A 23460-nucleotide genomic window follows, 5' to 3' on the forward strand; every position below is an offset into this window, starting at 1 on the left:
ATGCTGTCGAGCAATAGCCACGCTTTTACAGCGCCACCAGACCCGCCGAGGCCATGCGTTCAATTTCACTGCGGGTGTAACCGAGCTCTGCCATGACTTGCCGGGTATGTTGGCCGAGGGCCGGTGGCGGGCGATTCAGCGACAACGGCAAATTGCCGAAATCCCAGAACGCGCCAATCTGTTGCAGGTCCCCGTACACCGCATGGGGATAATGGGCATGCAGGCCCGCGGCAGCGTGTTCGGGGCTGTCGAGAAACGCATCCATCTGCGCCTCCAGCACGGCCTGCGCAGGAACCTGCACGCCAGTCAGTGCTGCCAGTGCCGCCTGCCGGGTGAGGCCTGCGAAATAATCCTCGGGACGACTGCCCACCAGTGCGGTGAAGCGCTGAATTTCATCAGGCTGCAGCGCTGCCACCGCCAGCCAGGCATCGCTGCACAGATACAGACGGTGTGCGTCATTCAGCCCCGTCTGTTGCGCGTCCATATGGGCGACAGGCGTGAGACTGCCATCCTCCAGCACCACCGCTTCGCTCATCGACAGCAACGTGGCGCCCAACAATGAGGAACTGACCATTTGCCCGGCGCCGCTGCGGTTACGCTCGTACAACCCCAGTAGCAAGCCATAAAGCGAGGATAAACCGGCAAAAAAATCACCCACGCCAAAACGCAGCCACATCGGCGCTTGTCCTTCGCCGCCCTGCTCGACCTCCCAGCCGCAGGAGGCCTGCATCAGTTGGTCAAAGCCTGGCCAATCCGCACGCGGGCCGTTCGGCCCGTAGGCGCTGACATGGCAATAGACCAACTGCGGGTTAAGTGCTTTGAGACGCTCGTAGTCAACCTTGAGTTTGCGTGCGGCCGGCAGCCGCATGTTGTGGTGCACCACATCGGCCCAGCGTGCCAGCGTCTCGACGACGGGCTCGGTTTGCGGATCACCCAGTTGCAGCGCGACCCCCAATTTGCCCCGCTGGGTACCACTGAAAATTCGCTCCAGACGGCGCATGGCGTCGCCTTTAGGGGCTTCGATTTTAATGACCTCGGCGCCCAGGTCCGCCAGCAGCATGCAGGCAAACGGCCCGGCCAGGTAGGCGCCCAGATCCAAGACTTTCAAGCCATGCAGCGGTGGCAATGGAGCGGGACTCCACTTGTTCCCTTGCACTGGGAGCAATGCATCAGCGCCCGGCAGTACTGCGTTCCCTTCACCAACCAGTGGTGCACTGCCGCCGACTCGCGCAGGTAGCTGCACCTGCCAGGCCGGACCCGGTTGCAGGGTCTTGCCCAGTTGTACATCGTCAACTTCAACCACATAGCCATTGAGGCGCGCCTGCTCGTCGAAGTAGATATCGCCAAAGGCGCCGGCGATTTGCGCGGCCACATCGTGCTGCCAGAAATGCTCGACCCAATCCTGCGCCGGTCGTGTGGCGATAATCGCCTTGTTGGCGCCGAAGTTGGGCGCCACATGGCTGGGTGGCCATAACGCATTCAGGCGAGTCACTTCGGTTTCGCCCAGTTCGCTGAGCGCTGCGGCCATCCACGGCGATTTGTCCGGCGAGTAATGCACATGCAGCCAGCGGCCATCGGCGCACTGGTGCAATGGAATCGGAATGTATTTATCCAGGCCCTTGGCGAAGGCTGGGGTTGGCGTTTGCGCCCGGTTCCAATGCATGGTCATGGGCACCAGGGCCGCCTGTGCCAGACTCGTATGGGCGATGCCGCCACAGCCGTCACGGTCCCGCGCCAGCAACCGCGCCATTACCCCGACCACACACAGCCAGCAGGCCAGCCAGTTGGCGAATGGCATGCGCACAAACACCGGGCCGGGGCGATGCGCGGGCTGCTCATCCAACAGGCCCAGGCGCGCCAGGATCAGTGTTTCCCGTGGTATGGCATTCGCCAGCGCGTGCCGTTGCGGCCAGCCGCTGATCGCAGAGACAACCAATCGGGGGAAGTCTGCGACGAGCAGCGCGTCTGCCAGACCATGGGCCTGCGCCTCTGCCGGGGTGAAATCGTGCAGCAGCACATCGGCGCTGGCCAGTAGCAACCGCAACTGCTGGCGATCGGCAGGGTTCTCCAGGTCAAGGGTGACACTGCGCTTGCCACGATTGAGCACCGCGAACAGCACCTGGTGGTCTCTAGCCGCGTTGCCGGGTGATTCAACCATGACCACTTCGGCACCTGCTTCACACAGTTGCAGGCCCGCGGCTGAACCGGCAATGCCGGAACACAGGCTGATGACGCGAATGCCTTCAAGGATTGCCTGGCTCATACAGCACCTTTCAGTGGCTTGTTCTGCTCAAAGCGTTCTGCAGCAAAGCTGCAGAACGAATCCATGGCGTCACCCTAAGCCATCGAAAATTAATTTCATATATAGATTAGTATTCCGAATATAGAATCATAAGCACGGATATGAACAATAGTTAATAATCAGTTCAATAACACAATCAAGGGCCTCGACATGATCCTGCGCATGGACCACTTCACTATTGTCTCTGACCAACTGCAGGTGACACGGGATTTCTATGTTGAGGTGCTGGGTTTGGTTGAGGGGCCACGCCCGCCCTTCCCGGTTCCCGGGTTCTGGCTTTACACCCGGAACCAGCCAGTGCTGCATGTCGTGGGCGTAGCGCAAATGCCGGAACCACGACGTGGCGTGCTCGACCATATGGCCTTTCATGCCAGTGGCTTGCAGACGATGTGCACGCGTCTAATCGAGCATGGCGTGCGCTTCAAAATCATTCGTGCGCCAGGCTCGCAACGCACCTGGCAGCTGTTCATGCAGGACCCCAACGGGGTTGAAGTCGAACTCGACTTTGACGCCAGCGAAGAGCCGCCAGCCGATTGGAAAGAACGCCGGGCCGGCTAGATCAACCCGGAGTAACTGCCGCCGTCGACCTGTAGGTTTTGCCCGGTGATGTAGCCGGCCTGAGCCGAACAAAGAAACGCACAGGCCGCTGCAAATTCACTCGGCTGGCCAAATCGGCGCGCGGCTATTGGCTTGAGCATTTCCACCCGCGCCTGCTCGACGCTGAGTCGGCGATGCTTGGCCAACTGCTCGGTCATGAAGCGCAGGCGCTCGGTTTCAATACGTTCGGGCAGCAGATTGTTAATGGTCACGTTGTCGCGCGCGACTTCGACTGACAGGGCTTTGCAGAAAGCCGTGAGCCCTGCACGCGCCGCCGTGGACAATCCCAGGGGCAAGCGTGGCGACTTGACCATCGCCGAGGTGATATTGACGATGCGGCCAAACCCCCGCTCGCGCATCCCGCCGACCACTGCCTGAATCAGCAGAATGCCTGAAAGCATATTGGCCTCAATGGCCGCCAACCAGGCGGCATGGTCCCAGTCCTCCAGACGGCCCGGTTCCGGGCCTCCGTTGTTGGTCACCAGTATATCCACCACCGGACACGCGGCCAGCAGCGCCTGTCGACCGGCTGCGGTGGACAGGTCGGCCACCACGGTGCGTGGCAGTCGACCCGTGCTGCGTAAAATATCTTGCGCGGTGTGGGCCAGGCTCTCGGCATCGCGGCCATTGATCAGCACCTCGCAGCCCTCCTGCGCCAATGCCAGCGCACAGGCTTTGCCAAGCCCTCGAGAGGATGCACACACCACCGCAATACGCCCACCAATACCCAGATCCATTGCAGTACTCCTCGTGCGTGGGTGTCAGTCGTTCATGCCGAGCAAGGCTGTGATATCCCGCCCGGGTTCAGCGTCGCTGCCGTAGGCGAACTGGCCGGCACGCTGACGTTCGACCAACTGTTCCATCTGGTAGCGATAACGGGTACCCGGCGTATCGAAGCGCGAGTGCAAGTCACGACGTTCGTCGACCTCGAAATAACGTTGGTTCTGCGGGCGCACCACCGAGTTGTCCTGGGGCTGGATGATGTAGTTGATGCGCGGCATCACATAGCGAAAAGGCGCGGGTGCAGCGGTGGTGTTGAAGGTGACGTCACACCGCGATCTATGCTTGCCCACCGGCAGGAACGGTTGCAGGTTGGGCACGTCATACCCGGGGCGAAAGCGCGGATAGGAGATGCACACGTTGCTGCGCAAGTGAATGTGCAGCACGGCGCGAAAGTCCTGGTATTTGGCGCGCACACCGCCGACCCAGCGCATGATGGGCGCCACTGACTTTTGCGCCACGGTACGAGTGCGGGTCACGGTCTCGGAGGTCCATTGCACCTCCACCACGTCCGACTCACTGATACCGTCGCCAATGGTATTGGCATGCAGGAAATCGGCATGGGTCAGGTCAATCAGGTTTTCCACCGACAGCGCCGAGGTCGCATCAAACCGCACAGTACGCTGGGTGTAACCGGGAAGACTGCCGTCCTGCGGTAGAAACGGAATATGCGGGAGCAACTGCATGTCGGCAGCGTCCGGATTGCCGTACCAGACCCAGATGTAGCCGTAACGCTCAACCAGCGGATAAAAGCCCCGTCCCCCGGTAAACGCTGTGAGTATCAGCTCTTTCTGGGGGAAATGCGGATGAAACTCGGCAGCCACCGCGCGCCCGTTGTCCCGCCACAGGTAATAGGGCTGGGCATGAATGATCCGGCGAATGGGCCGCGCACTCAGGTCGCGGCTATGGGACACCGGGAACCAGGTGTCACGCAGGTCGTAGTTGATCGGCGTCCAGTCACCCCGCACTTTGCCAGGGATCGTATCGGTGGAGGAAGGCACGGCATGCATGGTGGGAACTCCTGTGCTCAGACGACTGCGCTGACGGGAATCAGGCGCGGTTGGCGCAACCCACGCAGTTCACGGGATGAGGCTTGCAACAAGGCCGCGACGGCTGCGCCATCAATCAGGCTTTTCACCTGGAATGGGGCTTGTTTACGCAGGCGTGCTGCTCGCCAGCGCAACGGTGCCCTGGCCGGCACCTGCTCATGCACGTAGCCACGCCAACACAGGCTGGTGGTGCCACGACGATTGGCACCGGTCGCGATCATCAGCGTCACTAGCGGCAATTCATCTTCGCTCAGCAAATCCACCCGAACAGTACCGCCGTTCAATGGGACGGCGGTGCGCACAATCAAGGGGTAATCCACCACAAACTGCGAAGGCAGGATTTGTGTGCTCCATACCGCACCTCGTTCCAGAACCACACGCCCCTGCTCGCTGCGCAGATCGCCAAGGAAAAAATCGGTAAGGCGCACATGGGGAAACCCGAGCAAGCATTCCGGACCGTCGAGCATCGCATCCAGGTACTGGTCGTGACTCATGTTGACGATAGTGGAACCGGTAAATTCGCGTCCGCTGGGTTGGTAATCGCTGCTGGGCAATGCCCCTTGCGGTGCCCCCTCACCCAACCACACATGGACAAAACCATTTTCCTCGCGCACCGCAAAGGCACGCGCGGCATAACGTGCAGGTACGCGCTCATCGGCATGCAGATTGGGGATCTGCGTGCAGCCACCACTGGCGCCATCAAAGGTCCAGCCGTGATAACCGCATTGCAGGCCGGACTCGACGACTCGCCCCAGAGCCAGCGGCACCCGCCGATGTGGGCAACGGTCTTCCAAGGCAAAGGCTTGGCCGGCCGCGTTTCGGAACAGCACCAACTCCTCGCCGGCAAAGGCCACGGCCAATGGCGTTTGATCATTCACGGCCTCGCAAAGCGCCATGGCCCACCAGCCTGGGGTCTTCATCGGGCTGCCTCTTTGTTATTGGTCTTGGGCAATTGCGTTGAACGCAGTCAGCGCTAACGGTAGTGCTTAGTGGTGGATAGAGCAAACATAATTCGACAGTTTTTTATTTTCTGTCGATATTTTTTAACCCAGCATAAAAAGGCAAAATTCAGGCATAAAGCCGAAACATTTCGGCTTAAAGAGCACATTTCAGCTTGATAAGCGACCTCCAAATGGACATTTTTTCTTTATCTGATCATGTTTTAATGAAAAATAGCTAGCGAGCAATCCATAAGCCTGATTACCATTAGCTTGCTCATTGACTCCAAGGTGCGCTGACGATGACCCAATCCACCCTCGGCTTTGTCCTCCATGACGTTGCCCGCTTGATGCGTAAGCGCTTTGAACAATGGGCTCGCGCAGCCGGTCTCACGCGCTCGCAATGGCAAGTCCTGGCCAAGCTGTCGATTCATGAGGGCATCCACCAGAAAGGCTTGGCAGACCTGTTGGAAATCGAGTCGGTCACCCTGGTGCGCTTGCTGGACAAGATGCAGGAGCGCGGGTTGATCGAACGCCGAAACCACCCCACCGACCGCCGTTACTCCTTGCTGTTTCTCACCCCGGCTGCCCATCCGCTGTTGCAATTCATGCGCACCATCGGCGAGCAAACCCGACTGGAAACCATGGCGGATTTCTCCATTCAGGAGCACGACCAATTGCTGCAGTACCTCGAACGTATGCGTGAACACTTGCTGACAGCCTGCGGTCAGCCCGTGGATGAGCCCACAGGTTGTGCAGCAAGCGAGGTGAAGCATGGCTGAGCCCACATTGCAGCGCCCTGCCGTGCACGCTGAAGCCCGACCGCTCGAGCCAGCGGAAAAACCCCAGATGCAGGCGCCCGAGGCGTCGGCCCTTGTTGGCCATGCTGAAGTTCCGGCTGACACGGCACGCCAACGCTGGCGCATCGGCCTGTTCTTGCTGGCACCGATCAGTGTCGTGGCCTGTGCTGCCTGGTATGTGTTGGGTGGCCAGATCGTAAGCACCGACAATGCTTATATCCAGGCCGAGCGTGTAGGGGTTTCCACCGATGTCGCCGGAATCGTCGCGGCCATTGAAGTCAGTGACAACCAAAGCGTGAGCAAAGGCCAGGTGTTGTTCCGTCTCAAGCCCGAGCCCTTTGAAATCGCCGTGGCCAGTGCCAAGGCGCAGCTGGAAAACGCGCGCAACCAGATCCTTTACCTCAAGGCCAGCTACAACCAATCGCTGGCCGAGATCGCCCAGGCTGAAGCCAAATTGCCCTTTTACCAGACCAATCTGCAACGGCTGGAAAAGCTGGTCAGCGTTGCCGCCGTATCCAGGACTCTCTACGACGACGCCCACCAGGACCTCGACAACACCCGTCAGCAGGTGTCGGTCGCCAAGGCCCAGGCTGCCGCGGCGCTGGCTCAACTGGGTGGGCGTCTGGACAGAGCTCTGGAGCTGCATCCCTCCTACTTGCAAGCGCTGGCGGCACTGAATGAAGCCGAACGCAACCTGCGAAACTCCGTGGTCATCGCCCCGTTCGACGGCGTCGTCACCAACGTTGACTCGCTGCAAGTGGGCGCGTACCTCCAACCACCACAATCGGGCTTCAGCCTGGTGTCCAGCGAGCAGCTGTGGGTGGCTGCGTCACCGAAAGAGACCGAGCTGACCAACGCTCACATCGGCCAGGGCGTAACCATTGAAGTAGACACTTATCCCGGTGTCACCTGGCATGGCACCGTGGAAAGCATCAGCCCGGCGTCCAGTTCGAGCTTCTCCCTGTTGCCGGCCCAGAACACCACGGGCAACTGGGTGAAGGTTGTGCAGCGCATTCCAGTACGGATCCATATCGACGATGCGGCAGGCAAACCTGCGCTGCGCCATGGCATGAGCGCCGTGGTCGATATCGACACCGGCACGGCCCGTGGCCTGCCGAAGCCGCTGGCAAACCTGTTCGCACGCCATCATGAGTGAAGTATCCGGACCACTTCCGCCATCGCCGTTGCGGGTACTGATCACCTTGTGTGTGGTGCTGGCGGTGGTCATGCAGGCGCTGGACACCACCATCGCCAACGTCGCCCTACCCTATATGCAGGGCAGCGTATCGGCCAGCGCCGATCAGATTAACTGGGTGCTGACCTCGTACATCGTCGCCACCGCCATCATGACCCCGCCCTCGGCTTTCCTGGCCCGGCGCTTCGGTCGCAAGCGCGTGTTGCTGTGGTCGATCCTGGGTTTTGTATTGGCGTCGGTGCTCTGTGGCATTGCCCGTTCACTGGAAGAAATCATCCTGTTCCGTCTGCTGCAAGGGGTGGCCGGGGCGGCATTGGTGCCGTTATCGCAAGGCATCCTGCTGGATATTTACCCGCAGAAAGAACGAGGGTCGGCAGTGGCCCTGTTCGGGGTATCGGTCATGGTCGGTCCCGTATTGGGTCCGATGCTCGGCGGCTGGCTGACGGAACACCTCAGCTGGCGCTGGGTGTTCTTCATCAACTTGCCTATCGGGTTGCTGGCCTTCATCGGCATGACCCGCTTCATCCGGGAAACCCCGGCCGACCGAACCGCACGCCTGGACTGGCTGGGCTTTGGCTCGCTCAGCGTGGCCATCATGTCGATTCAACTGTTCCTCGACCGCGGCGAACAACTGGGCTGGTTCGACTCGGGGGAAATCATCCTGGAAGCGCTGGTGGCAGCCATCGCTTCGTACATTTTCATCGTCCACACCTTCACCCACGACAAGCCCTTTATCAGCCTGAAGCTGTTCAAGGATCGTAATTACTCGGTGGCGGTGGTGTTTATCTTCATCATCGGCATCACCTACCTGGCCTCGCTGGCATTGATGACACCCTACCTGCAAACCCTGATGGGCTACCCGGTTCTCACCGCCGGCATGGTCATGGGGCCGCGCGGCCTGGGGACGATGCTGAGCATGTTTCTTGCCGGGAAGATCATCGGAAAAGTCGATATTCGCTGGATACTGTTTTGCGGCCTGGTGTTGTCCGCCTGGTCGATGTACATGATGACCGGTTGGACACCGGCCGTGTCCATCGACACCATCGTCTACGTCGGCTTTATCCAGGGCGCGAGCCTGGGCCTGTTGTTCGTCCCGCTAACCACCATCGCCTTTACCACCCTGCCCCCGCATTTGCGGGGCGAAGCCACGGGCCTGTACAACCTGTCACGCAATGTCGGTTCGAGCGTTGGCATCTCGATCGTCACGGTGCTGCTGGCGCAAAACACCCAGATCAACCATGCCGAAATCGGCGCCTACGTGACGCCATTCAACCGCCTGTTCGATGCCTGGCCTGTCAACAACCAGCTCAATCCACTGACCGCCAGCGGGCGTGCAGCCCTGGATGGCTTGATCACTGTTCAAGCCAGCTGGGTGGCTTACCTGGATGACTTCAAGCTGCTGATGTGGTTATCCATTGGCGTCATACCGCTGCTGCTGATATTCAGGACTGCGAAGTATCAAGCCAATCAGGCCTCGTAGCGAAAACGCCCCACCGCTACGTTCAGCTCATCGGACAGTTCGCGCAAGGACACCACGGCTCCGGATACCTGATGGGTGATCGCATCACCCTCACCGGCCATGCGCGCGATGTGCTCGACGTTGGCCACGATGCCCCGCCCGCCCTCGCTCTGCACGCTCACCGCATCGGCAATCCGGTCCACCCCACGCGTGGAGTCACCGACCAGTTCCGTCGCCTGTTGCAGGGTACTTTCCAACTCACTCAGCAACCGGCCGCTGTCCTCAAGTGCCACGGTGCCCGCACTCAATGCCTGGTCGACGATCCCGGACTGGTTCTCCAGCTTCAACGTCAACTGGTTGATCGAGTTGGCTGCCAGCGCCGAGCGTTGTGCCAGGTTACGCACTTCGTCGGCCACCACGCTGAAACCGCGCCCGCTCTCACCAGCCCTCGCGGCCTCGATCGCTGCGTTGAGCGCCAGCATGCTGGTTTGCGCGGAAAGGTCCTTGACCTGACCGATGCTGGCGGTGATCGCTGTCGTGCTTTCGACAAAATCGCCCACCGAGCCGCGGATGGCGGAGAAGGCATGGCGCACGCTGTCGATTTTCTCGAGTAGTCGCGACAAGGCCAAGTGCCCATCTTGCGCACCACGCAAACTGGCTTCGGCGCAGCTGCGCAGACTTTCAGCATGACTGGAGATTGCCGCAATGCCGTCGCTCATCTGCTCGATGGTCATAGACACCGCGCCCACCGCACCGGCCTGCGCCGTGGAGCTTTGCGCCACGCGCGCCGAAGTACCCACCAGCTCCTCCGCCGACGCGCCGACCGACGCTGCGACTCCGGCAACCTGGCGCATCGCCTGCTGAAAGCTATCAATGAGTTCGTTGAATGCCTGGGCCGTGTGGGCCACCTCATCTCGCCCCATGACCCGTACGCGTCGGGTCAGGTCGCCATCGCGCAACTCGATCGACGCCTGTTCGATTTCCCGGATGGGCCGGAGGATCTGGGCGCGCAACAAAAGACTGACAATGACGGCGAGTACGCTGGCGGCGATTAATACCGCAACCAACATCCGTGACACCTGGCGTTGCATAGTGCCGGCCTCGGCAAAGGCGCCAGAGGTCAGCTGCGCCTGCAGTCCCAGCAAACGATTGAATTGACCTTGCAGACCATTGTTGTCGGCGCGCACCCTGCCCAGCAGCGAGGCCGCCTGTATTTGGTCACTCAAGGCCGCGCGCTTGAAATCGGCAAGGCCTTCGCCGACCACGGCGGCCTGTTCTTGCACGGCGCGGTAGAGTTCTTTCTCCTCCTCACCCAGACGCGTCTCGCGAGCCACCTTGTCCAGCCCGACTCGCATGTCATCGACACTGGCCTGCATATCTTCCAGATAGGACTCAAGCTCCTCGGCAGAAGCCTGACCATTGGATTCAAGGATGCGTGCGCCTATGGCATAGGCCCCGACCATTGCCGCCTGCGACGCAGACGCGGTTTCCAGTACCTGGCGATACTGCTGGAAACGCAACTGGTCGATTTCCTCGATCACCGCCTGTTGCCTGGCCAGCCCATGATAGGCAAGGCCCGAAACAACCAATAAAGCGATAACAAATAATGCGGGCAGCACAAAGAGCTTGGCGCCGATTGAATAGCCTTTGAGAAATGACATTCTGATTACCGTTTTTGTTTTTATAGGAAATGACAGGCCAACATCAGCTCCATCATATTCTCTATACGGTATCTCATTCTACTATCAGAATGTTAGATGATACCTCAAATGGTTATCAGCACCTTCACGTTGGATAAACTAAAGCAATACAGGACCATCAAACTGTCCACTCCGTGATATTGGCCAAGGCTCCCCCGTGCTCCACGTAGATACTGAACAAATGCCCTGATCCTGGAGCGTTGTTCAGCATTTCCATCGGAATGTCGTGACGTGCGCTGGTGATGTACAAGGTGTCACGGTCTTCACCACCGAAAGCCAGGTCCGTCGGCCCTGGAATCGGCAAACCAATCATTCGATCAATGCTGCCGTCTTCGGCAAATCGAACCAGGCTCCAACCGTCGCGCAATGTGGTCCAAACACCCCCCTCTCGATCAAGGGCCAGTCCGCTCAGCCGCCCCGACCCTTTGGGCAACGTGGCCAAGCGCCGAACATTCACACTGCCTGCCTGCACGACGTAGACCGACCCGGTTTCCGGCCCGATTGCGTAAAACGCCTGCCCACGCTCATCCCAGCACATTGACGTGATGTTTTCCTGAAACTCCCAGGACAAGCGCAGATCACCATGCCGGTTCAACTCTCCCACCTTGCAGCCGGTGTGGCTCGCCAGGCACGCCCAGACACTGCCGTCAGGTCGACTACAAAGCCCCAAGAGGCTCTTGCCGGGCCAGTCGGGCAAGGGATGTTCGCAACCTTCAAAGTCAATCAGCGACCAACCCTGGGTATGGGCGACCAGCAATCCCTGGCTATGCAGCTCCATCGCCACGACCGGGGATTCGAGGCGGGCGAAAATACGCTCGCCATCGCCATCCAGCATGCGAATGGCCGGCGCCAGGGTATCCGCCCAAAACAGGCAACGAAGCTTGCTCGACCAACGCGGGAAAGCGCCATTGAACGCCCACGGACTATCGACCAGTTTGACGTCGGTGTCGCCGATTTGAATGCGCGGCTCGCTCAACTGAGCCCCCACGCGTCTTGCCGCTTCGCTTATCTCAGGGCCCAGCAGCTCCAGACGCTCAAGGGTCAAGCGATAAGCCGGCCCTGCCACACTCAAGGCGCCGCGCACATTTCCCGCGTTATCCCGGATCGCCGCAGCCACGCAACGCACGCCCATCACAATCTCCTCATCGTCGATGGCATAGCCCCTGGCCCGGGTGATCTGCAACTCGGTATGCAGGCGTCGACGATCGGTGATGGTCAGTTCGGTCAGCGGTGTCAGCACCAGCCCCTTGATGATTGCCTCACGAGCGGCTTCATCCATCGCCGCAAGAATTGCCTTGCCCTGACCCGTGCAATACACCGGCTTGCTCTGGCCAAGCGCCGCCGCCGAACGCATGGTGTGCGCGCCGTCGCAACGCTCGAGAGATCTGACTTGATTGCCATCGAGCACCGCCAGATAGGACGTCTCGCCGGTCAGATCGCGCAAGGCCCGCAACTCGAAACTCGCGGCCGCTACCAGGTCCGGCATCAGATAGGCATTGCGCACCAGTTCCAGATAACGGAACCCCAACCGGTAAACCTTGTGCACCGGATCGCGGCGAATCATGCCGCGCTCCACCAGGCTGGCGATGATTCGATACAGCGTGGTTTTGGGTAACTCCAGCTGCCCTGCCAATTCGGCCTGACTGACGCCCCGAGGCGCGGAACCAACGGCCTCCAACACATCCAGCGCCTTCTCCAGTGCACCCGTGCCCTCTCCTGCTTTCATGACTTATTCCCACCATATGGAACAACGAATGAACTGGATCATACGACGGGTATTGCACACGTCAACAAACCTCTAGGATCTGACGATATCAGGTCATCACAAACATTATTAGTCCCAAATTACGGGAATAACCAATGACTTGGTGCACCTACACGCCATGCGTAAGAGCACAGGAGAACAACAATGACGCAGATCCACCAATACGCCGACACACTGGAAGAAACCGACGAGCGCCAGGTTCATGTCAGCGATGAAGTGCTGGCACGCCTAGCCCGTTGCAGCAGCGGTTCGCTGACCACCCAACTGTTCAAATTGGGTTTTCGTCAGCCAGCCCTGGTCGGCCTTCGCGCCATGAACAAAGACATCAAGCCGTTCGCTGGCCGCGCTTTCACCATGCGCTTCATACCGGCCCGCGAGGACATCGACACCTACGGCACCATGACCACCAAACCCAACCACAACAATCTGCAATGGCAGGGTGTGGAACAGATCCAGCCGGGCGACGTGCTGGTCATCGACAGCCAGAACGACCCGCGTGCGGCGTCGGCGGGCAATATCCTGGTGACCCGTCTGCTGGCCCGTGGCGCCCGGGCTATCGTTACCGACGGCGCCCTGCGCGACGGCAGTGAAATTGCCGCTTTGCCGCTGCCTGCCTTTGCCCGCGAAGTCACTGCAACCACGCGCATCTCCTATCACCACGTGGCTGACTTGCAGGTACCGATCGGCTGTGCCGGTGTGGCGGTGTATCCAGGCGACATCATCGTCGGCGACGGCGACGGTTTGACGGTGATTCCTGCGCATCTGGCAGAAGAGCTGGCCGATTACTGCACCGTGCAGGACGACCTGGAAGGCTATCTGGCGATGCGCATCGCCGCCGGCGAAGCACTCTGGGGCGTCTATCCACCAGGTCCAACCGCCATCTCTGACTACCACGCATGGGTAGCCTCAGGTCGTCCTGCCATCCCGAGCATCATCAACAAGGGGGATGAACAATGAGCAAACAAGCCGAATACGCCGCACTGATCCGTCGCTACTTTGCTGCTTGCAACGCGGGCGATCACGCCGAATTGGTGTCGTGCTTCACTCCGGATGCCGTGCACTACTTCCCAGCCGGATTGCCAGAAATTCCTTGGCGCACTGCCGAGACCATCGCGTCCAAATGGGTGTGGTGCGTCGAGAACCTCGGCTCGCAATGGACCATCGAGAAGATTCTCGTCAGCCATGACAGCCCTGAAGCGGTGATCGAGTGGACGCACTGGAAGGGTAAACTGGGTACTGCGCTGCGTGGTGACGAGTGGTACATCTTTGACGAGCATACTGGTCTGATCAAAGAGATCCGCGCTTACTACGCCTCACCTGCCGACAAGGAAGTGGCCATCAACGAAATCGTCGACTTCGATTACGCGGGTCGTGGTTACCACCTGGAACCGGCCACAGGAGGTGAACAATGAGCACCACCGAGTTTCAATTGATCGATGCAGCTGTCGAGGCTGCCGGTGCCGTCGCCGGGTTCTGGGCGGCCTCCGCGCCCTCCGTTCGCAGCGGCTTGCTACGTGGACTGGCCAGCGGTCTTGAACAGTACCAAGCCGCTCTTGTGGCACTGGCCGACGAAGAAACCGGCCTGGGTGCCGGGCGACTCAACGGTGAAGTGGCGCGAACGGCCTTTCAACTGCGTGGTTTCGCCGACGAGGTAGAGGCCGGTGTGCCATACCAGACAATCGACGATCAGGCCGCGGCTGGCGCGCCGCCCGTAGGTCGCCCACGCCTGACACGCACCCACGAACCGCTGGGGCCGGTGGCGATGTTTTCAGCCAGCAACTTCCCGTTCGCTTTTTCGGTCCTGGGCGGCGACACCGCTTCGGCATTGGCGGCCGGTTGCCCTGTGGTAGTCAAGACTCATTCCGGGCACCCACGGCTGTCGCGCGCAGTACATGAGGTGGCTCAGGGCGTACTTGACGGCATGAACTTGCCTGGCGGGCTGCTTGGCCTGGTCGATGGCGCCTCCCGCGCAGCGGGCCTGCACCTGGTAGCGCATCCGCAGATTGCCGCCGTTGCATTTACCGGTTCCTATCAAGGCGGGACCGCGCTTTGGAAAGCCGCTAACGAACGCCGTCGCCCTGTTCCGTTTTTCGGTGAGTTGGGCTCCATTAATCCATTGATCGCCCTGCCCGGTATTCTAGAGCGTGACAGCGAGGCCCTGGCGAACACCCTTGCTGCTTCGATCACCCAAGGCACCGGACAATTCTGCACCAGCCCGGGGGTGATCGTTTTACTCGACCATCCGGCCAGTGACCGTTTTGTCGCGCAATTGAGCGCGGCACTGCAACCGATCAAGACCCATCGCATGCTGACTCCCGGTATGCGAAACGGATTTGATGCAGGAGTCGCCCATCTGCTGGCATCCGATGCAGCGAGCCAAGTATTCGAGCCACTGGCCGATAGCGAAGGCCCGGCTCCGCGTCTGTTCAAGGTCGACGCCAAGGCCTTTATTGAAGACGCCAATATTCGCGAAGAAATGTTCGGCCCCGCCGCCGTGGTACTGACAGTCGAGTCCATCGAACAGGCGACCGCTGTGTTGCACGCCATTGGAGGCAGCTTGACGGCGACGCTTTGGGGCTTCGAAGACGCCACCGACGACACCCGTGCGCTGCTTCGCGCCGCTCGCCAGATCGCCGGTCGAGTGTTGTTCTCGGGCGTGCCAACAGGCGTTGCCGTCACGCACGCACAGCAACATGGCGGCCCCTGGCCTGCGTCGACTCAACCACAAAGCACTTCGGTGGGCTACGCCGCGCTGCAGCGCTACCTGCGCCCGGTGGCGTTGCAGGATGCTCCGGCATGGGCACTCGCCCAGCAAGGAGCCCAGCCATGATGAAACACATCGTGATGTTCCGGCGCCTGCCTGCGGTGGAGAAAAACCCACAGCTGGAAAACCATCTCGTGCAGTGGATGAGCGACCTCGCCAAGGACATTGAGTTTGCCCGCAGCTGGAAGGTGTCGGCCAATGAACTGGACCGACCGATCTGCTGGGACTACGTGCTGGAGACGACGTTCGACGATGCCGAAGCGGTCAACCGTTACCTGCCTCACCCGGCGCACGTTGCCCTGGTCACTGAACTGAAAAAGTACTTCGAATGGGTCGTTGTGGACTACACGGAGGCAGACACCCAGGCCGCTTGATCCCGTTACAGGTATTGGCTCCCAAGGGTCGCCAATGCCTGGGCACTCTACAAAAATAATTAGACGAGGCACACATGAACAACAACGAGCGCTACGCGCTGGAAGGAAACACGCCAGTTGCCGCGGTCTCGGCCCAATCGAAGGGCCACCAGGACGCGGCGGCGACCACGAAATAGAGCAGCTATCGCTTTCTGATTCTGGCGTTGATCACCATCGTTCTCGCCCTGAGTACGGGGGATCGTGCTGCACTGTCGGTCGCAGGGACCGACATGAGCAAGGAGCTCGGTATCAGTTCTGTGGAAATGGGATACCTGTTCTCGGCATTCAGCTGGGCGTACGTAATCTTCCTGATCCCCTCCGGGTGGCTGACCGACCGTATCGGCTCGAAGCTTTCAATGATGCTGGCCGTGGTGATCTGGTCTTGCTTCACGGTGATGATGGGTATGGTGCATTTCATTGGCATGGTGGTACCACTGCTACTGGCCCTGCGCTTTTTGCTCGGTGCTGCTGAGTCTCCGGTCGGACCAGCCTCGGGCCGCATCATTGCCGCATGGTTCCCCTCCTCCGAACGCGGTATTGCCGGCGCCATCTTCAACAGCGCGCAATACCTGTCGCTGGCTGTCTTCACCCCAGTCATGGGATGGCTCTGCTACACCTACGGCTGGGAGTACGTATTCATCATCATGGGCGCCATCGGCCTGGTGATTGGTGCCATCTGGTGGAAATTCTACTACCTGCCCATTGACCATCCGAAGATGAACAGCGAGGAACTGGAATACATCCGCGCTGGCGACGGCCTTGTTGATCTGGAGAGTTTGAAATCCAAAGCGGCAAATACCGGCAAGGGCATGAAGCTCGGCGAGATCGGACAGTTGTTTCGCAGTCGCATGCTGGTCGGGATTTTTCTGGCCCAATACTGCATCACTTCGATCACCTGGTTCTTCATGACCTGGTTTCCGATTTATCTGGTCAAGGAACGTGGATTTGACATCCTTCAGGCCGGGTTTATCGCAGCAATTCCAGCGTTGTGTGGCTTGGTGGGCGGCGTGTCCAGCGGTTTTATCTCCGACCTGATCCTGAAGAAAACGGGCTCTTTGAGCATTGCTCGTAAAACCCCGATCACCATTGGCCTGTTGCTCAGCGCCAGCATCATTCTCTGTAACTATGCCGAAAGCGCTGCCGTGGTCGTTGTGCTGATGAGCCTGGCGTTCTTCGGTAAGGGTTTCGGCTCGATGGGCTGGACAGTGGTCGCCGACACCGCGCCCAAAGAGCTTATCGGGACTACCGGTGGCGTATTTAATGCCTTCGGCAACACCGCTGGAATCGTAACCCCGGTGGTCATCGGCTACATCCTTCAAACCACAGGTTCCTTCGATGGCGCACTGCTCTACGTCGGCGCTCACGGATTGGTAGCGGTCGCCAGTTACTGGCTGATCGTCGGCAAGATCCAACGCTTCAAGCTTCATCCGAAAACTTGAATTCGGTTTCCAACTGACTCCAATTAAAGATATGCGAGGCACCAAAAATGAAGATGATTTTTCGTTGGCACGGTCCGAAAGATCCAATCAATTTGCAGTACATCAATCAGATTCCCGGGTTGTACGGCATTGTTTCATCACTTTACGACACCCCGCTTGGAGAAGTCTGGCCGGTGGACCGTATCACCAGTCTGCGAGACGCAGCGGCGGCTTATGGTTTGAAAATGGACGTCGTCGACAGCTTCCGCGTGCACGAAGACATCAAACTGGGAAAGCCCAATCGTGAAGCGCTTATTCCGCAGTACATTGAAACGCTGAAGAATCTTGCCGCCAGCGGTATCAAGATCGTCTGCTACAACTTCATGCCTGTATTCGACTGGACTCGTACACAGATGGAGTACCAACTGCCCGATGGCTCCAATACATTGTCTTTCGAGGCCTCGTTGGTTGATCGACTGGACGTATCTAAAGGTGTGATTCCCCTACCCGGCATCGGTACAAAATACCCTGCAGAGAAGCTCCAGGCACTGCTTGAAGAATACAAGGATGTCAGCACCGAACAGATGTGGAAAAACCTTGAGTGGTTCCTGGGCAAGTTGGTGCCGGTTGCCGAGCAGCTTGGCCTGAAACTGGCCCTACACGCAGACGATCCGCCTCGTTCGGTGTTTGGCCTTCCTCGAATTATCAAAAACATCGAGGATCATCGCCGCGTACTGAGCATCATTGACTCGCCTGCGAACGGCCTGACGTTATGCAGCGGCACCATCGGCTCGGACCTCAACAACGATGTGCCGTCGTTCATCAACGAATTCGCCGCTCGCCAGCGTGTGCATTACGTTCACCTGCGTAACGTCAAGGTGTTCGACAACGGTGACTTTTATGAAAGCGCCCACCCGACGCAATGTGGTTCGCTGGATATGGCGGAAATCCTGAAGGCCCTGCATGACGCCAACTTCACCGGCTACGCCCGTCCAGACCATGGCCGCATGATTTGGGGAGAGACAGGCGTACCAGGATACGGCTTGTACGATCGTGCACTGGGCATCATGTACTTGCAGGGTTTGTGGGAAGGCATCGGCAAGGAAAAAACCAAGGCAGTGCTGCAAAAACAAGGGCCCGCCGCAGTAGCGTGATCGAGTCTTCCACCGAAGCACTGCCAATCTATTGCCGCGTACGCAGTCGAATGTGTGCTTTACGCGAGGACTGTCTCGCGGCAATTAGACGCTTCGGTCATGCCAGGCAAAGTCAGCAGCATCGACCTTATAAGAAAAGCAGGACTTAATTATGACCTCCCGTGAAATCAGCCCCGTGATCCGCCTGGACCCTGCCGACAACGTAGTGGTCGCACGCGTGGAAATCCCCACAGGCACTGCCATTACTAACGAATCATTGACTACGCTGCAGGACGTCCCGCTGGGGCACAAGATTGCTGCACGCATGATCGAAAAAGGCCAACCGGTGCTCAAGTACAACACCGTGATTGGCTATGCCAGCGAAGACTTGCCACCAGGTACCTGGATGCACAGCCACAACATTGAGTTCGGCGAAACCGCTCGCGATTATCGCTACGGCCTGGATTACGTGCCCACCGACCTGTTGCCAGCCGATAAGCGCGCGACGTTCCAGGGCATCATTCGCGAAGATGGCCGGGTGGCCACGCGCAACTACCTCGGCATTTTTGTCGTCGGCAATTGCGGCGCCACCGTGGCACGCAAAATTGCCAATCACTTTGACGAAGAGCGCCTGGCCGCCTTCCCGAACATCGACGGCGTCGTGCCCTTCGTGCATGAAATCGGTTGCGGCATGGAAATGACCGGCGAACCGATGAACCTGCTGCGCCGTACCATCGGCGGCCACATCAAGCACGCCAACACCGCCGGCGGCCTGCTGATTGCCCTGGGCTGCGAGCGCAACAATATCTATGGTTTCATCGAGCAGGAGCAACTTGTACTGGGAGACATGCTCAAGTCGCTGGTGATCCAGGACGTCGGCGGCGTTAAAACCGCGGTAGACCAAGGCATCAAGATGATTCAAGCGATGCTGCCCCAAGCCAACGCCGTGCAACGCGAAACCGTGTCGGCCGAACACCTGATCATCGGCATGCAATGCGGTGGCTCTGACGGCTTCTCCGGCCTCTCGGCCAACCCGGCGCTAGGCGCTGCGGTTGACATTCTGGTGCGCCACGGCGGGACCGCGATTCTCTCCGAGACCTCGGAAATTTTCGGCGTCGAACACACCTTGACCGCCCGAGCCGCCACCCCCGAAGTCGGTCGCAAACTGATTGACCGCATCGACTGGTGGCTGGAATACAACAAGGGCCGCGACACCCAGATCAATGGTCGCGTCAGCCCCGGCAACAACGCCGGTGGCCTGGCCAACGTGCTGGAAAAATCCTTGGGCGGTGCCAAGAAAGGCGGCAACGCACCACTGATGGATGTGTATGAATACGCCTACCCGGTGACGACCCATGGCCTAGTGTTCATGGACACCCCCGGCTATGACCCGGTGTCCGCGACCGGCCAGATCGCCGGTGGCGCCAACATGATCGCGTTTACCACCGGGCGTGGTTCGTGCTTCGGTTCGGTTCCTGCACCGACCTTCAAACTGGCGAGCAATTCGCCCATGTTCAATCGCATGAGCGATGACATGGACATCAACTGCGGCCAGATCATCGACGGCGACAAGACCATCCAGCAAATGGGCCAGGAAATCTTCGAGCGCCTGCTGACTCACGCCTCGGGAGACAAAACCAAGAGTGAACTCAACGGCCTGGGCGAAGACGAATTCTGCCCATGGCAGATCGGCGTGCTTGCATGACACCGGTGCCGTTGTCGCTACACGTTGCCCCTGCCGCATGGCCTTGCGGCAGGTCGCTCGACAGGATGCTCGGCTGACTCGTCACGTATGAGTCACCGTGTGAACTGAGTTCTCCTTCAAATAACAACAACGATTCCGCCGAAAAGGCGGTTGGCGCAGCCATGCCTGCGATTCAACGGGAGCCACCATGCAACACAACAACAAAGTGCTCATCTGCTCGACTTTGCTACCAATGGGACTGTTCAGCAGTGCCGGCCACGCAGCAAGTTTCCTCGAAGACAGCCACGCCACACTGCAGACCAGTAATTTCTACTTGAACCGAGACTTTCGCGAAGACCCGGGTATCTCCAAACGTGAAGAATGGGCACAGGGTTTCGTCCTCGACTACAAGTCCGGCTACACCGCAGGCACCCTCGGCTTCGGGCTCGATGCCATTGGCATGCTGGGGATCAAGCTAGACTCGGCCCCCGATCGCAGTGGCACCGGTTTGTTGCCGGTCGGCGAAGATGGTCGGGCCCCTGACGAGTACAGCAAGTTCGGCGCGGCAGCCAAGATCAAGGTGTCGAAAACCGAGCTGAAGGTCGGTACGCAGATTCTCAAGTATCCGGTCATATCTTCCAGCACCGGACGTATCCTGCCCCAGACCTTCCAGGGCGGCATCCTCACCGCCAAGGAACTGGACAACTTCACACTGACCCTGGGCGACATCAACCGCACCACGCTGCGTGACTACTCTCATAACCAGCCTCTGACCCTGGTCAGCAAGAACAAGCGCTTCAAAGCCACTCCCGACGCCGACGACTTCAAAATGGCCGGCGCTGACTACGCTCTAAGCAAGAATCTGACCTTGAGTTATCAGTACGGTGAGCTGGAAAACATCTATCGTCAGCAGTATCTGGGCTTGGTGCATTCCCTACCATTGGGTAGCGGTACTCTAAAGACAGATGTGCGGTATTACCTCAGCAGTGATGTCGGTAATGCCGGTGCCGGCAAGGTCGACAACCGTACCCTTAACGCACTGGTCGCCTACAGCTTGGGTGGCCATGGCGTCGGGCTCGGTTATCAGGGGTTGAGCGGATCAACTGCAATGCCTTACATCGTTGGTACCGATGCGTACTTGACTAACTACATGATGGCAAACGACTTCATGGAGCGCGACGAACGCTCCTGGCAACTGCGCTACACCTACGATTTCGCCGTCTTCGGTGTGCCAGGCCTAACCTTCTCCACGCGCTACACAAAGGCCGATCATGCCAACCCGGCGACCGTGGCGGGTGAAGGCAGGGAATGGGAGCGTGACACCGATATTGGCTATGCGATTCAAAGCGGGACATTGAAAAATGTCGCGGTACTTTGGCGCTATGCAACGCTGCGCTCGAACTACTTGCGTGATATCGATGAAAACAGAATGATCATCAGCTATAACCTGCCACTGTTCTGACCATCAAAACCGTGCGGGAAGGATCGAGATAATTCTTCCTGCCGTCAGGCGTAATTGTGGCACACAGCGAATGGCAGGCACCTCTTCAAAATTGAATTACCAAGGCAGTTCGCGCCTTCAGAAGCAATTCACCCTACTTTTCCAGACGTTCCGTGATGGGGGCGAGTTCTATTGAAACCGAACACCCATTTAGGGGCCCCCTCATGTCTTACGCCATAAGCACACTTGGTTGAACAAATGGGTCGCCCCTACTCCATTCCTTTGCTTCACTCAGCACTTCTTGGAGCGCTTGTGTATTAAACGCACGCGTTTGGTCTGCGGAGAACAGCGCATAGAGTACGAGTGCAGCGACTACGCTGAGAAAATCGTCCTATGCTGTCTTTTCGATGAGGCAAAAAATCCGACCTTGAAGGGCAAGGCCTGTGAACGTGAACTGGGAAGGAATGCTGCCGATCGAAGGTACGGTGATCGTTATTGAGGATGATCCGACCCTTCGATCACTGATGACGGACATCCTGTCCGAGATTGGCGCCCAGTCTCTGGCTTTTGAGGCTGCAGACGACGCGCTGACGTACTTTTTGCAGAACACTTTCCACTGCCCGCTTGTGATCGTGGATCAGGCGCTACCAGGGCAGATCCAAGGGATGGAGTTTATTGAGATGATCCAAAGTCGTCTGCCTTGGATCGCCTCCATTCTCACATCCGGTTATTTGATCGATCCAAGCGACTTACCGGTCCATACGATTTATCTGCACAAGCCTTGGTCCCTGGATGACCTGGTGATTTCGGTGGCCACCCTGCTGCAGCCCGGTAACCCCATCGTGAAGACATCCCCCTGAGTCGCTGGAGGTTTATTCGAACACCAACAAGCTCGCGAGCGCGACGGCAACGCACCACGCGGAGATTGTTACTAGCAGACGTAGAATGTGGTTCATCTCCATGTCTTGCCGCGCATTATCTCAACTCCTGTAGCAGTAGGGTCACGATTACTGCAAACCCAATCGCGAGTATCCCGATTCCAAACGTTACTCCTAGAAGAATAGGATGTTTCCACAAGGCTCCAGTCGATCAACGATTTGTAGGGTGCGAGCATCTGAGCAATAACCAAGCCAGCCAGCCGGCACAGTCAAGCCCAGGCTTCTTGCCTGCGAGAATTCCCCAAAAGCGGGGGAGACTTTCCTTACATACGGTGCTGAGCTCCCAGATATGGTGCCGACATCGGGCTGTTTCTGTTTCTATCCAAATTGGCAAACAGGGATAGCTCTGGAAAAAAACGCCTAAACTGGGAGAGACGCTATCACTGCCTTTGGTGATATCTGAATAAGGATCAAGCATGAAGGCAAAGCGGGAAAAACCCTTACCGCTGAATGGATGGGTCATCGTTGTTGAGGACGACCCCACGCTGAGGATGTCGATGGTAGAAATTCTGGACGAGATCGGCCTCAGCCCTTTGGATTTCCAATCTGCCGGCGATGCTTTGATCTACTTGATGGGAATACCCGACGGTTGTCCGTTGGTGATCGTTGATCAAGGCCAGCCTGGTCAGTTGAGCGGTGCGGACTTCATTAAGTTAGTGAAAAAGAAATGGCCACTGACCGCCGCCGTTCTTACATCCAGCTATGAACTCGTCCCCTTAACGTTGCCCGACTCAACAATCCATTTACAAAAGCCGTGGTCAATGGATGATTTGGTGATGGCAGTAGCAACGCTGGTTCAACCTAGTCACCCCATCGACAAGAACTAATCACTAGAATTCTTGAACGACTGTTTCGGGTCGACTTGCGCCTTAGCAGACGCCCTCAACACTCGCCACTCGCTGATAGAACAGCGCCGCTCGTTGTGAGTCCCCAGGCCCGCCCAAACTGGTTTTTTCATTTCGGCCAAAAACGGCTTGCCGGATTACCTGTTTGGGGCTGATTTTTGGCTGTCGTCAGCGTCACCTTTGGGTTGTGGATACAACCGGTCGCCATCGTCAGCTTTGGGTCGTTTTCCGTCCCCTGC

At 58.6% G+C, this 23460-nt stretch carries 20 protein-coding genes; 14 read left to right on the forward strand and 6 right to left on the reverse strand.

Translation table 11 applies throughout. From position 1 onward, the window contains the following. Positions 1–25: 25 nt before the first annotated feature. Positions 26–2263 (reverse strand): CoA transferase, encoded by a 2238-nt coding sequence (locus AC1Q8Q_RS13465; protein WP_020798265.1) that lies wholly within the window; start codon positions 2261–2263, stop codon positions 26–28. Positions 2264–2464: 201 nt separating this feature from the next. Here AC1Q8Q_RS13465 and AC1Q8Q_RS13470 point away from each other — a divergent pair, with 201 nt between their 5' ends. Beyond that, the gene (locus AC1Q8Q_RS13470) at positions 2465–2860 is read left to right on the forward strand and encodes a VOC family protein (protein WP_231989908.1); all 396 of its coding nucleotides are present in this window, start codon (positions 2465–2467) and stop codon (positions 2858–2860) included. On the opposite strand, the gene AC1Q8Q_RS13475 is transcribed toward AC1Q8Q_RS13470, so the two are convergent. Genes AC1Q8Q_RS13475 through AC1Q8Q_RS13485 form a run of 3 tightly spaced genes read right to left on the reverse strand, consistent with a single transcriptional unit; the run spans position 2857 to position 5648 of the window. After that, positions 2857–3636 carry an SDR family oxidoreductase gene (locus AC1Q8Q_RS13475; protein WP_020798267.1) on the reverse strand — a complete coding sequence of 260 codons (780 nt, stop codon included), beginning with the start codon at positions 3634–3636 and terminating at the stop codon, positions 2857–2859. The genes AC1Q8Q_RS13470 and AC1Q8Q_RS13475 overlap by 4 nt on opposite strands. A 24-nt stretch (positions 3637–3660) precedes the next feature. Further along, positions 3661–4689, reverse strand: a complete 1029-nt coding sequence (locus AC1Q8Q_RS13480; protein ID WP_020798268.1) for an aromatic ring-hydroxylating oxygenase subunit alpha — start codon at positions 4687–4689, stop codon at positions 3661–3663. Between the two features lie 17 nt (positions 4690–4706). Further along, positions 4707–5648, reverse strand: coding sequence for a Rieske 2Fe-2S domain-containing protein (locus AC1Q8Q_RS13485; protein WP_020798269.1), 942 nt, complete (start codon positions 5646–5648; stop codon positions 4707–4709). A gap of 320 nt (positions 5649–5968) precedes the next feature. On the opposite strand from AC1Q8Q_RS13485, the gene AC1Q8Q_RS13490 reads away from it, so the two are divergent. From AC1Q8Q_RS13490 to AC1Q8Q_RS13500, 3 genes are read left to right on the forward strand one after another with little or no spacing between them, the layout of a single operon-like run. Then, positions 5969–6448, forward strand: coding sequence for a MarR family winged helix-turn-helix transcriptional regulator (locus AC1Q8Q_RS13490; protein WP_020798270.1), 480 nt, complete (start codon positions 5969–5971; stop codon positions 6446–6448). Beyond that, complete coding sequence (locus tag AC1Q8Q_RS13495; protein ID WP_020798271.1) at positions 6441–7622, forward strand: HlyD family secretion protein; 1182 nt, start codon at positions 6441–6443, stop codon at positions 7620–7622. Before AC1Q8Q_RS13490 ends, AC1Q8Q_RS13495 begins: the two co-directional genes overlap by 8 nt. Beyond that, positions 7615–9141 carry a DHA2 family efflux MFS transporter permease subunit gene (locus AC1Q8Q_RS13500; protein ID WP_020798272.1) on the forward strand — a complete coding sequence of 509 codons (1527 nt, stop codon included), beginning with the start codon at positions 7615–7617 and terminating at the stop codon, positions 9139–9141. The genes AC1Q8Q_RS13495 and AC1Q8Q_RS13500 overlap by 8 nt, the downstream gene beginning before the upstream one ends. On the opposite strand, the gene AC1Q8Q_RS13505 is transcribed toward AC1Q8Q_RS13500, so the two are convergent. After that, on the reverse strand, positions 9129–10781 hold the full coding sequence (locus AC1Q8Q_RS13505) for a methyl-accepting chemotaxis protein (protein ID WP_020798273.1): 1653 nt from the start codon (positions 10779–10781) through the stop codon (positions 9129–9131). The genes AC1Q8Q_RS13500 and AC1Q8Q_RS13505 overlap by 13 nt on opposite strands. Before the next feature lie 157 nt (positions 10782–10938). Next, complete coding sequence (locus AC1Q8Q_RS13510) at positions 10939–12546, reverse strand: IclR family transcriptional regulator domain-containing protein (RefSeq protein ID WP_020798274.1); 1608 nt, start codon at positions 12544–12546, stop codon at positions 10939–10941. Between the two features lie 183 nt (positions 12547–12729). Between AC1Q8Q_RS13510 and AC1Q8Q_RS13515 the strand changes: the two genes are divergently transcribed. The 10 genes from AC1Q8Q_RS13515 (at position 12730) to AC1Q8Q_RS13560 (ending at position 23203) form a co-directional block, all read left to right on the forward strand. Further along, complete coding sequence (locus AC1Q8Q_RS13515; RefSeq protein ID WP_020798275.1) at positions 12730–13542, forward strand: RraA family protein; 813 nt, start codon at positions 12730–12732, stop codon at positions 13540–13542. Continuing rightward, positions 13539–13997 (forward strand): nuclear transport factor 2 family protein, encoded by a 459-nt coding sequence (locus AC1Q8Q_RS13520; protein WP_020798276.1) that lies wholly within the window; start codon positions 13539–13541, stop codon positions 13995–13997. The genes AC1Q8Q_RS13515 and AC1Q8Q_RS13520 overlap by 4 nt, the downstream gene beginning before the upstream one ends. Continuing rightward, positions 13994–15415: an aldehyde dehydrogenase (NADP(+)) gene (locus tag AC1Q8Q_RS13525; protein WP_492615118.1), complete on the forward strand. Its 1422-nt coding sequence runs from the start codon at positions 13994–13996 to the stop codon at positions 15413–15415. The genes AC1Q8Q_RS13520 and AC1Q8Q_RS13525 overlap by 4 nt, the downstream gene beginning before the upstream one ends. Next, positions 15412–15723, forward strand: coding sequence for a Dabb family protein (locus AC1Q8Q_RS13530; protein WP_020798278.1), 312 nt, complete (start codon positions 15412–15414; stop codon positions 15721–15723). Before AC1Q8Q_RS13525 ends, AC1Q8Q_RS13530 begins: the two co-directional genes overlap by 4 nt. 203 nt (positions 15724–15926) lie before the next feature. Beyond that, positions 15927–17201, forward strand: coding sequence for an MFS transporter (locus AC1Q8Q_RS13535; RefSeq protein WP_269458350.1), 1275 nt, complete (start codon positions 15927–15929; stop codon positions 17199–17201). Positions 17202–17248: 47 nt separating this feature from the next. Next, positions 17249–18334 (forward strand): mannonate dehydratase, encoded by a 1086-nt coding sequence (locus AC1Q8Q_RS13540; RefSeq protein WP_083348823.1) that lies wholly within the window; start codon positions 17249–17251, stop codon positions 18332–18334. A gap of 151 nt (positions 18335–18485) precedes the next feature. Next, positions 18486–20018, forward strand: coding sequence for a UxaA family hydrolase (locus AC1Q8Q_RS13545; protein ID WP_020798281.1), 1533 nt, complete (start codon positions 18486–18488; stop codon positions 20016–20018). A 187-nt stretch (positions 20019–20205) separates the two neighbouring features. Then, positions 20206–21459 carry an OprD family porin gene (locus AC1Q8Q_RS13550; RefSeq protein WP_020798282.1) on the forward strand — a complete coding sequence of 418 codons (1254 nt, stop codon included), beginning with the start codon at positions 20206–20208 and terminating at the stop codon, positions 21457–21459. Between the two features lie 422 nt (positions 21460–21881). Then, positions 21882–22298 carry a response regulator gene (locus AC1Q8Q_RS13555; protein WP_042955445.1) on the forward strand — a complete coding sequence of 139 codons (417 nt, stop codon included), beginning with the start codon at positions 21882–21884 and terminating at the stop codon, positions 22296–22298. Positions 22299–22792: 494 nt separating this feature from the next. Then, positions 22793–23203, forward strand: a complete 411-nt coding sequence (locus AC1Q8Q_RS13560) for a DNA-binding transcriptional response regulator (RefSeq protein WP_042955446.1) — start codon at positions 22793–22795, stop codon at positions 23201–23203. The last annotated feature ends 257 nt before the right edge of the window (positions 23204–23460 follow it).

The organism is Pseudomonas sp. GW823-FHT06B06 (assembly GCF_058795195.1).

Bases quoted from the DNA above. Each gene is read 5' to 3' on its own strand.
- AC1Q8Q_RS13465 (WP_020798265.1), bottom strand. From the start codon at position 2,263: ATGAGCCAGGCAATCCTTGAAGGCATTCGCGTCATCAGCCTGTGTTCC.
- AC1Q8Q_RS13470 (WP_231989908.1), top strand. From the start codon at position 2,465: ATGGACCACTTCACTATTGTCTCTGACCAACTGCAGGTGACACGGGAT.
- AC1Q8Q_RS13475 (WP_020798267.1), bottom strand. From the start codon at position 3,636: ATGGATCTGGGTATTGGTGGGCGTATTGCGGTGGTGTGTGCATCCTCT.
- AC1Q8Q_RS13480 (WP_020798268.1), bottom strand. From the start codon at position 4,689: ATGCATGCCGTGCCTTCCTCCACCGATACGATCCCTGGCAAAGTGCGG.
- AC1Q8Q_RS13485 (WP_020798269.1), bottom strand. From the start codon at position 5,648: ATGAAGACCCCAGGCTGGTGGGCCATGGCGCTTTGCGAGGCCGTGAAT.
- AC1Q8Q_RS13490 (WP_020798270.1), top strand. From the start codon at position 5,969: ATGACCCAATCCACCCTCGGCTTTGTCCTCCATGACGTTGCCCGCTTG.
- AC1Q8Q_RS13495 (WP_020798271.1), top strand. From the start codon at position 6,441: ATGGCTGAGCCCACATTGCAGCGCCCTGCCGTGCACGCTGAAGCCCGA.
- AC1Q8Q_RS13500 (WP_020798272.1), top strand. From the start codon at position 7,615: ATGAGTGAAGTATCCGGACCACTTCCGCCATCGCCGTTGCGGGTACTG.
- AC1Q8Q_RS13505 (WP_020798273.1), bottom strand. From the start codon at position 10,781: ATGTCATTTCTCAAAGGCTATTCAATCGGCGCCAAGCTCTTTGTGCTG.
- AC1Q8Q_RS13510 (WP_020798274.1), bottom strand. From the start codon at position 12,546: ATGAAAGCAGGAGAGGGCACGGGTGCACTGGAGAAGGCGCTGGATGTG.
- AC1Q8Q_RS13515 (WP_020798275.1), top strand. From the start codon at position 12,730: ATGACGCAGATCCACCAATACGCCGACACACTGGAAGAAACCGACGAG.
- AC1Q8Q_RS13520 (WP_020798276.1), top strand. From the start codon at position 13,539: ATGAGCAAACAAGCCGAATACGCCGCACTGATCCGTCGCTACTTTGCT.
- AC1Q8Q_RS13525 (WP_492615118.1), top strand. From the start codon at position 13,994: ATGAGCACCACCGAGTTTCAATTGATCGATGCAGCTGTCGAGGCTGCC.
- AC1Q8Q_RS13530 (WP_020798278.1), top strand. From the start codon at position 15,412: ATGATGAAACACATCGTGATGTTCCGGCGCCTGCCTGCGGTGGAGAAA.
- AC1Q8Q_RS13540 (WP_083348823.1), top strand. From the start codon at position 17,249: ATGAAGATGATTTTTCGTTGGCACGGTCCGAAAGATCCAATCAATTTG.
- AC1Q8Q_RS13545 (WP_020798281.1), top strand. From the start codon at position 18,486: ATGACCTCCCGTGAAATCAGCCCCGTGATCCGCCTGGACCCTGCCGAC.
- AC1Q8Q_RS13550 (WP_020798282.1), top strand. From the start codon at position 20,206: ATGCAACACAACAACAAAGTGCTCATCTGCTCGACTTTGCTACCAATG.
- AC1Q8Q_RS13560 (WP_042955446.1), top strand. From the start codon at position 22,793: ATGAAGGCAAAGCGGGAAAAACCCTTACCGCTGAATGGATGGGTCATC.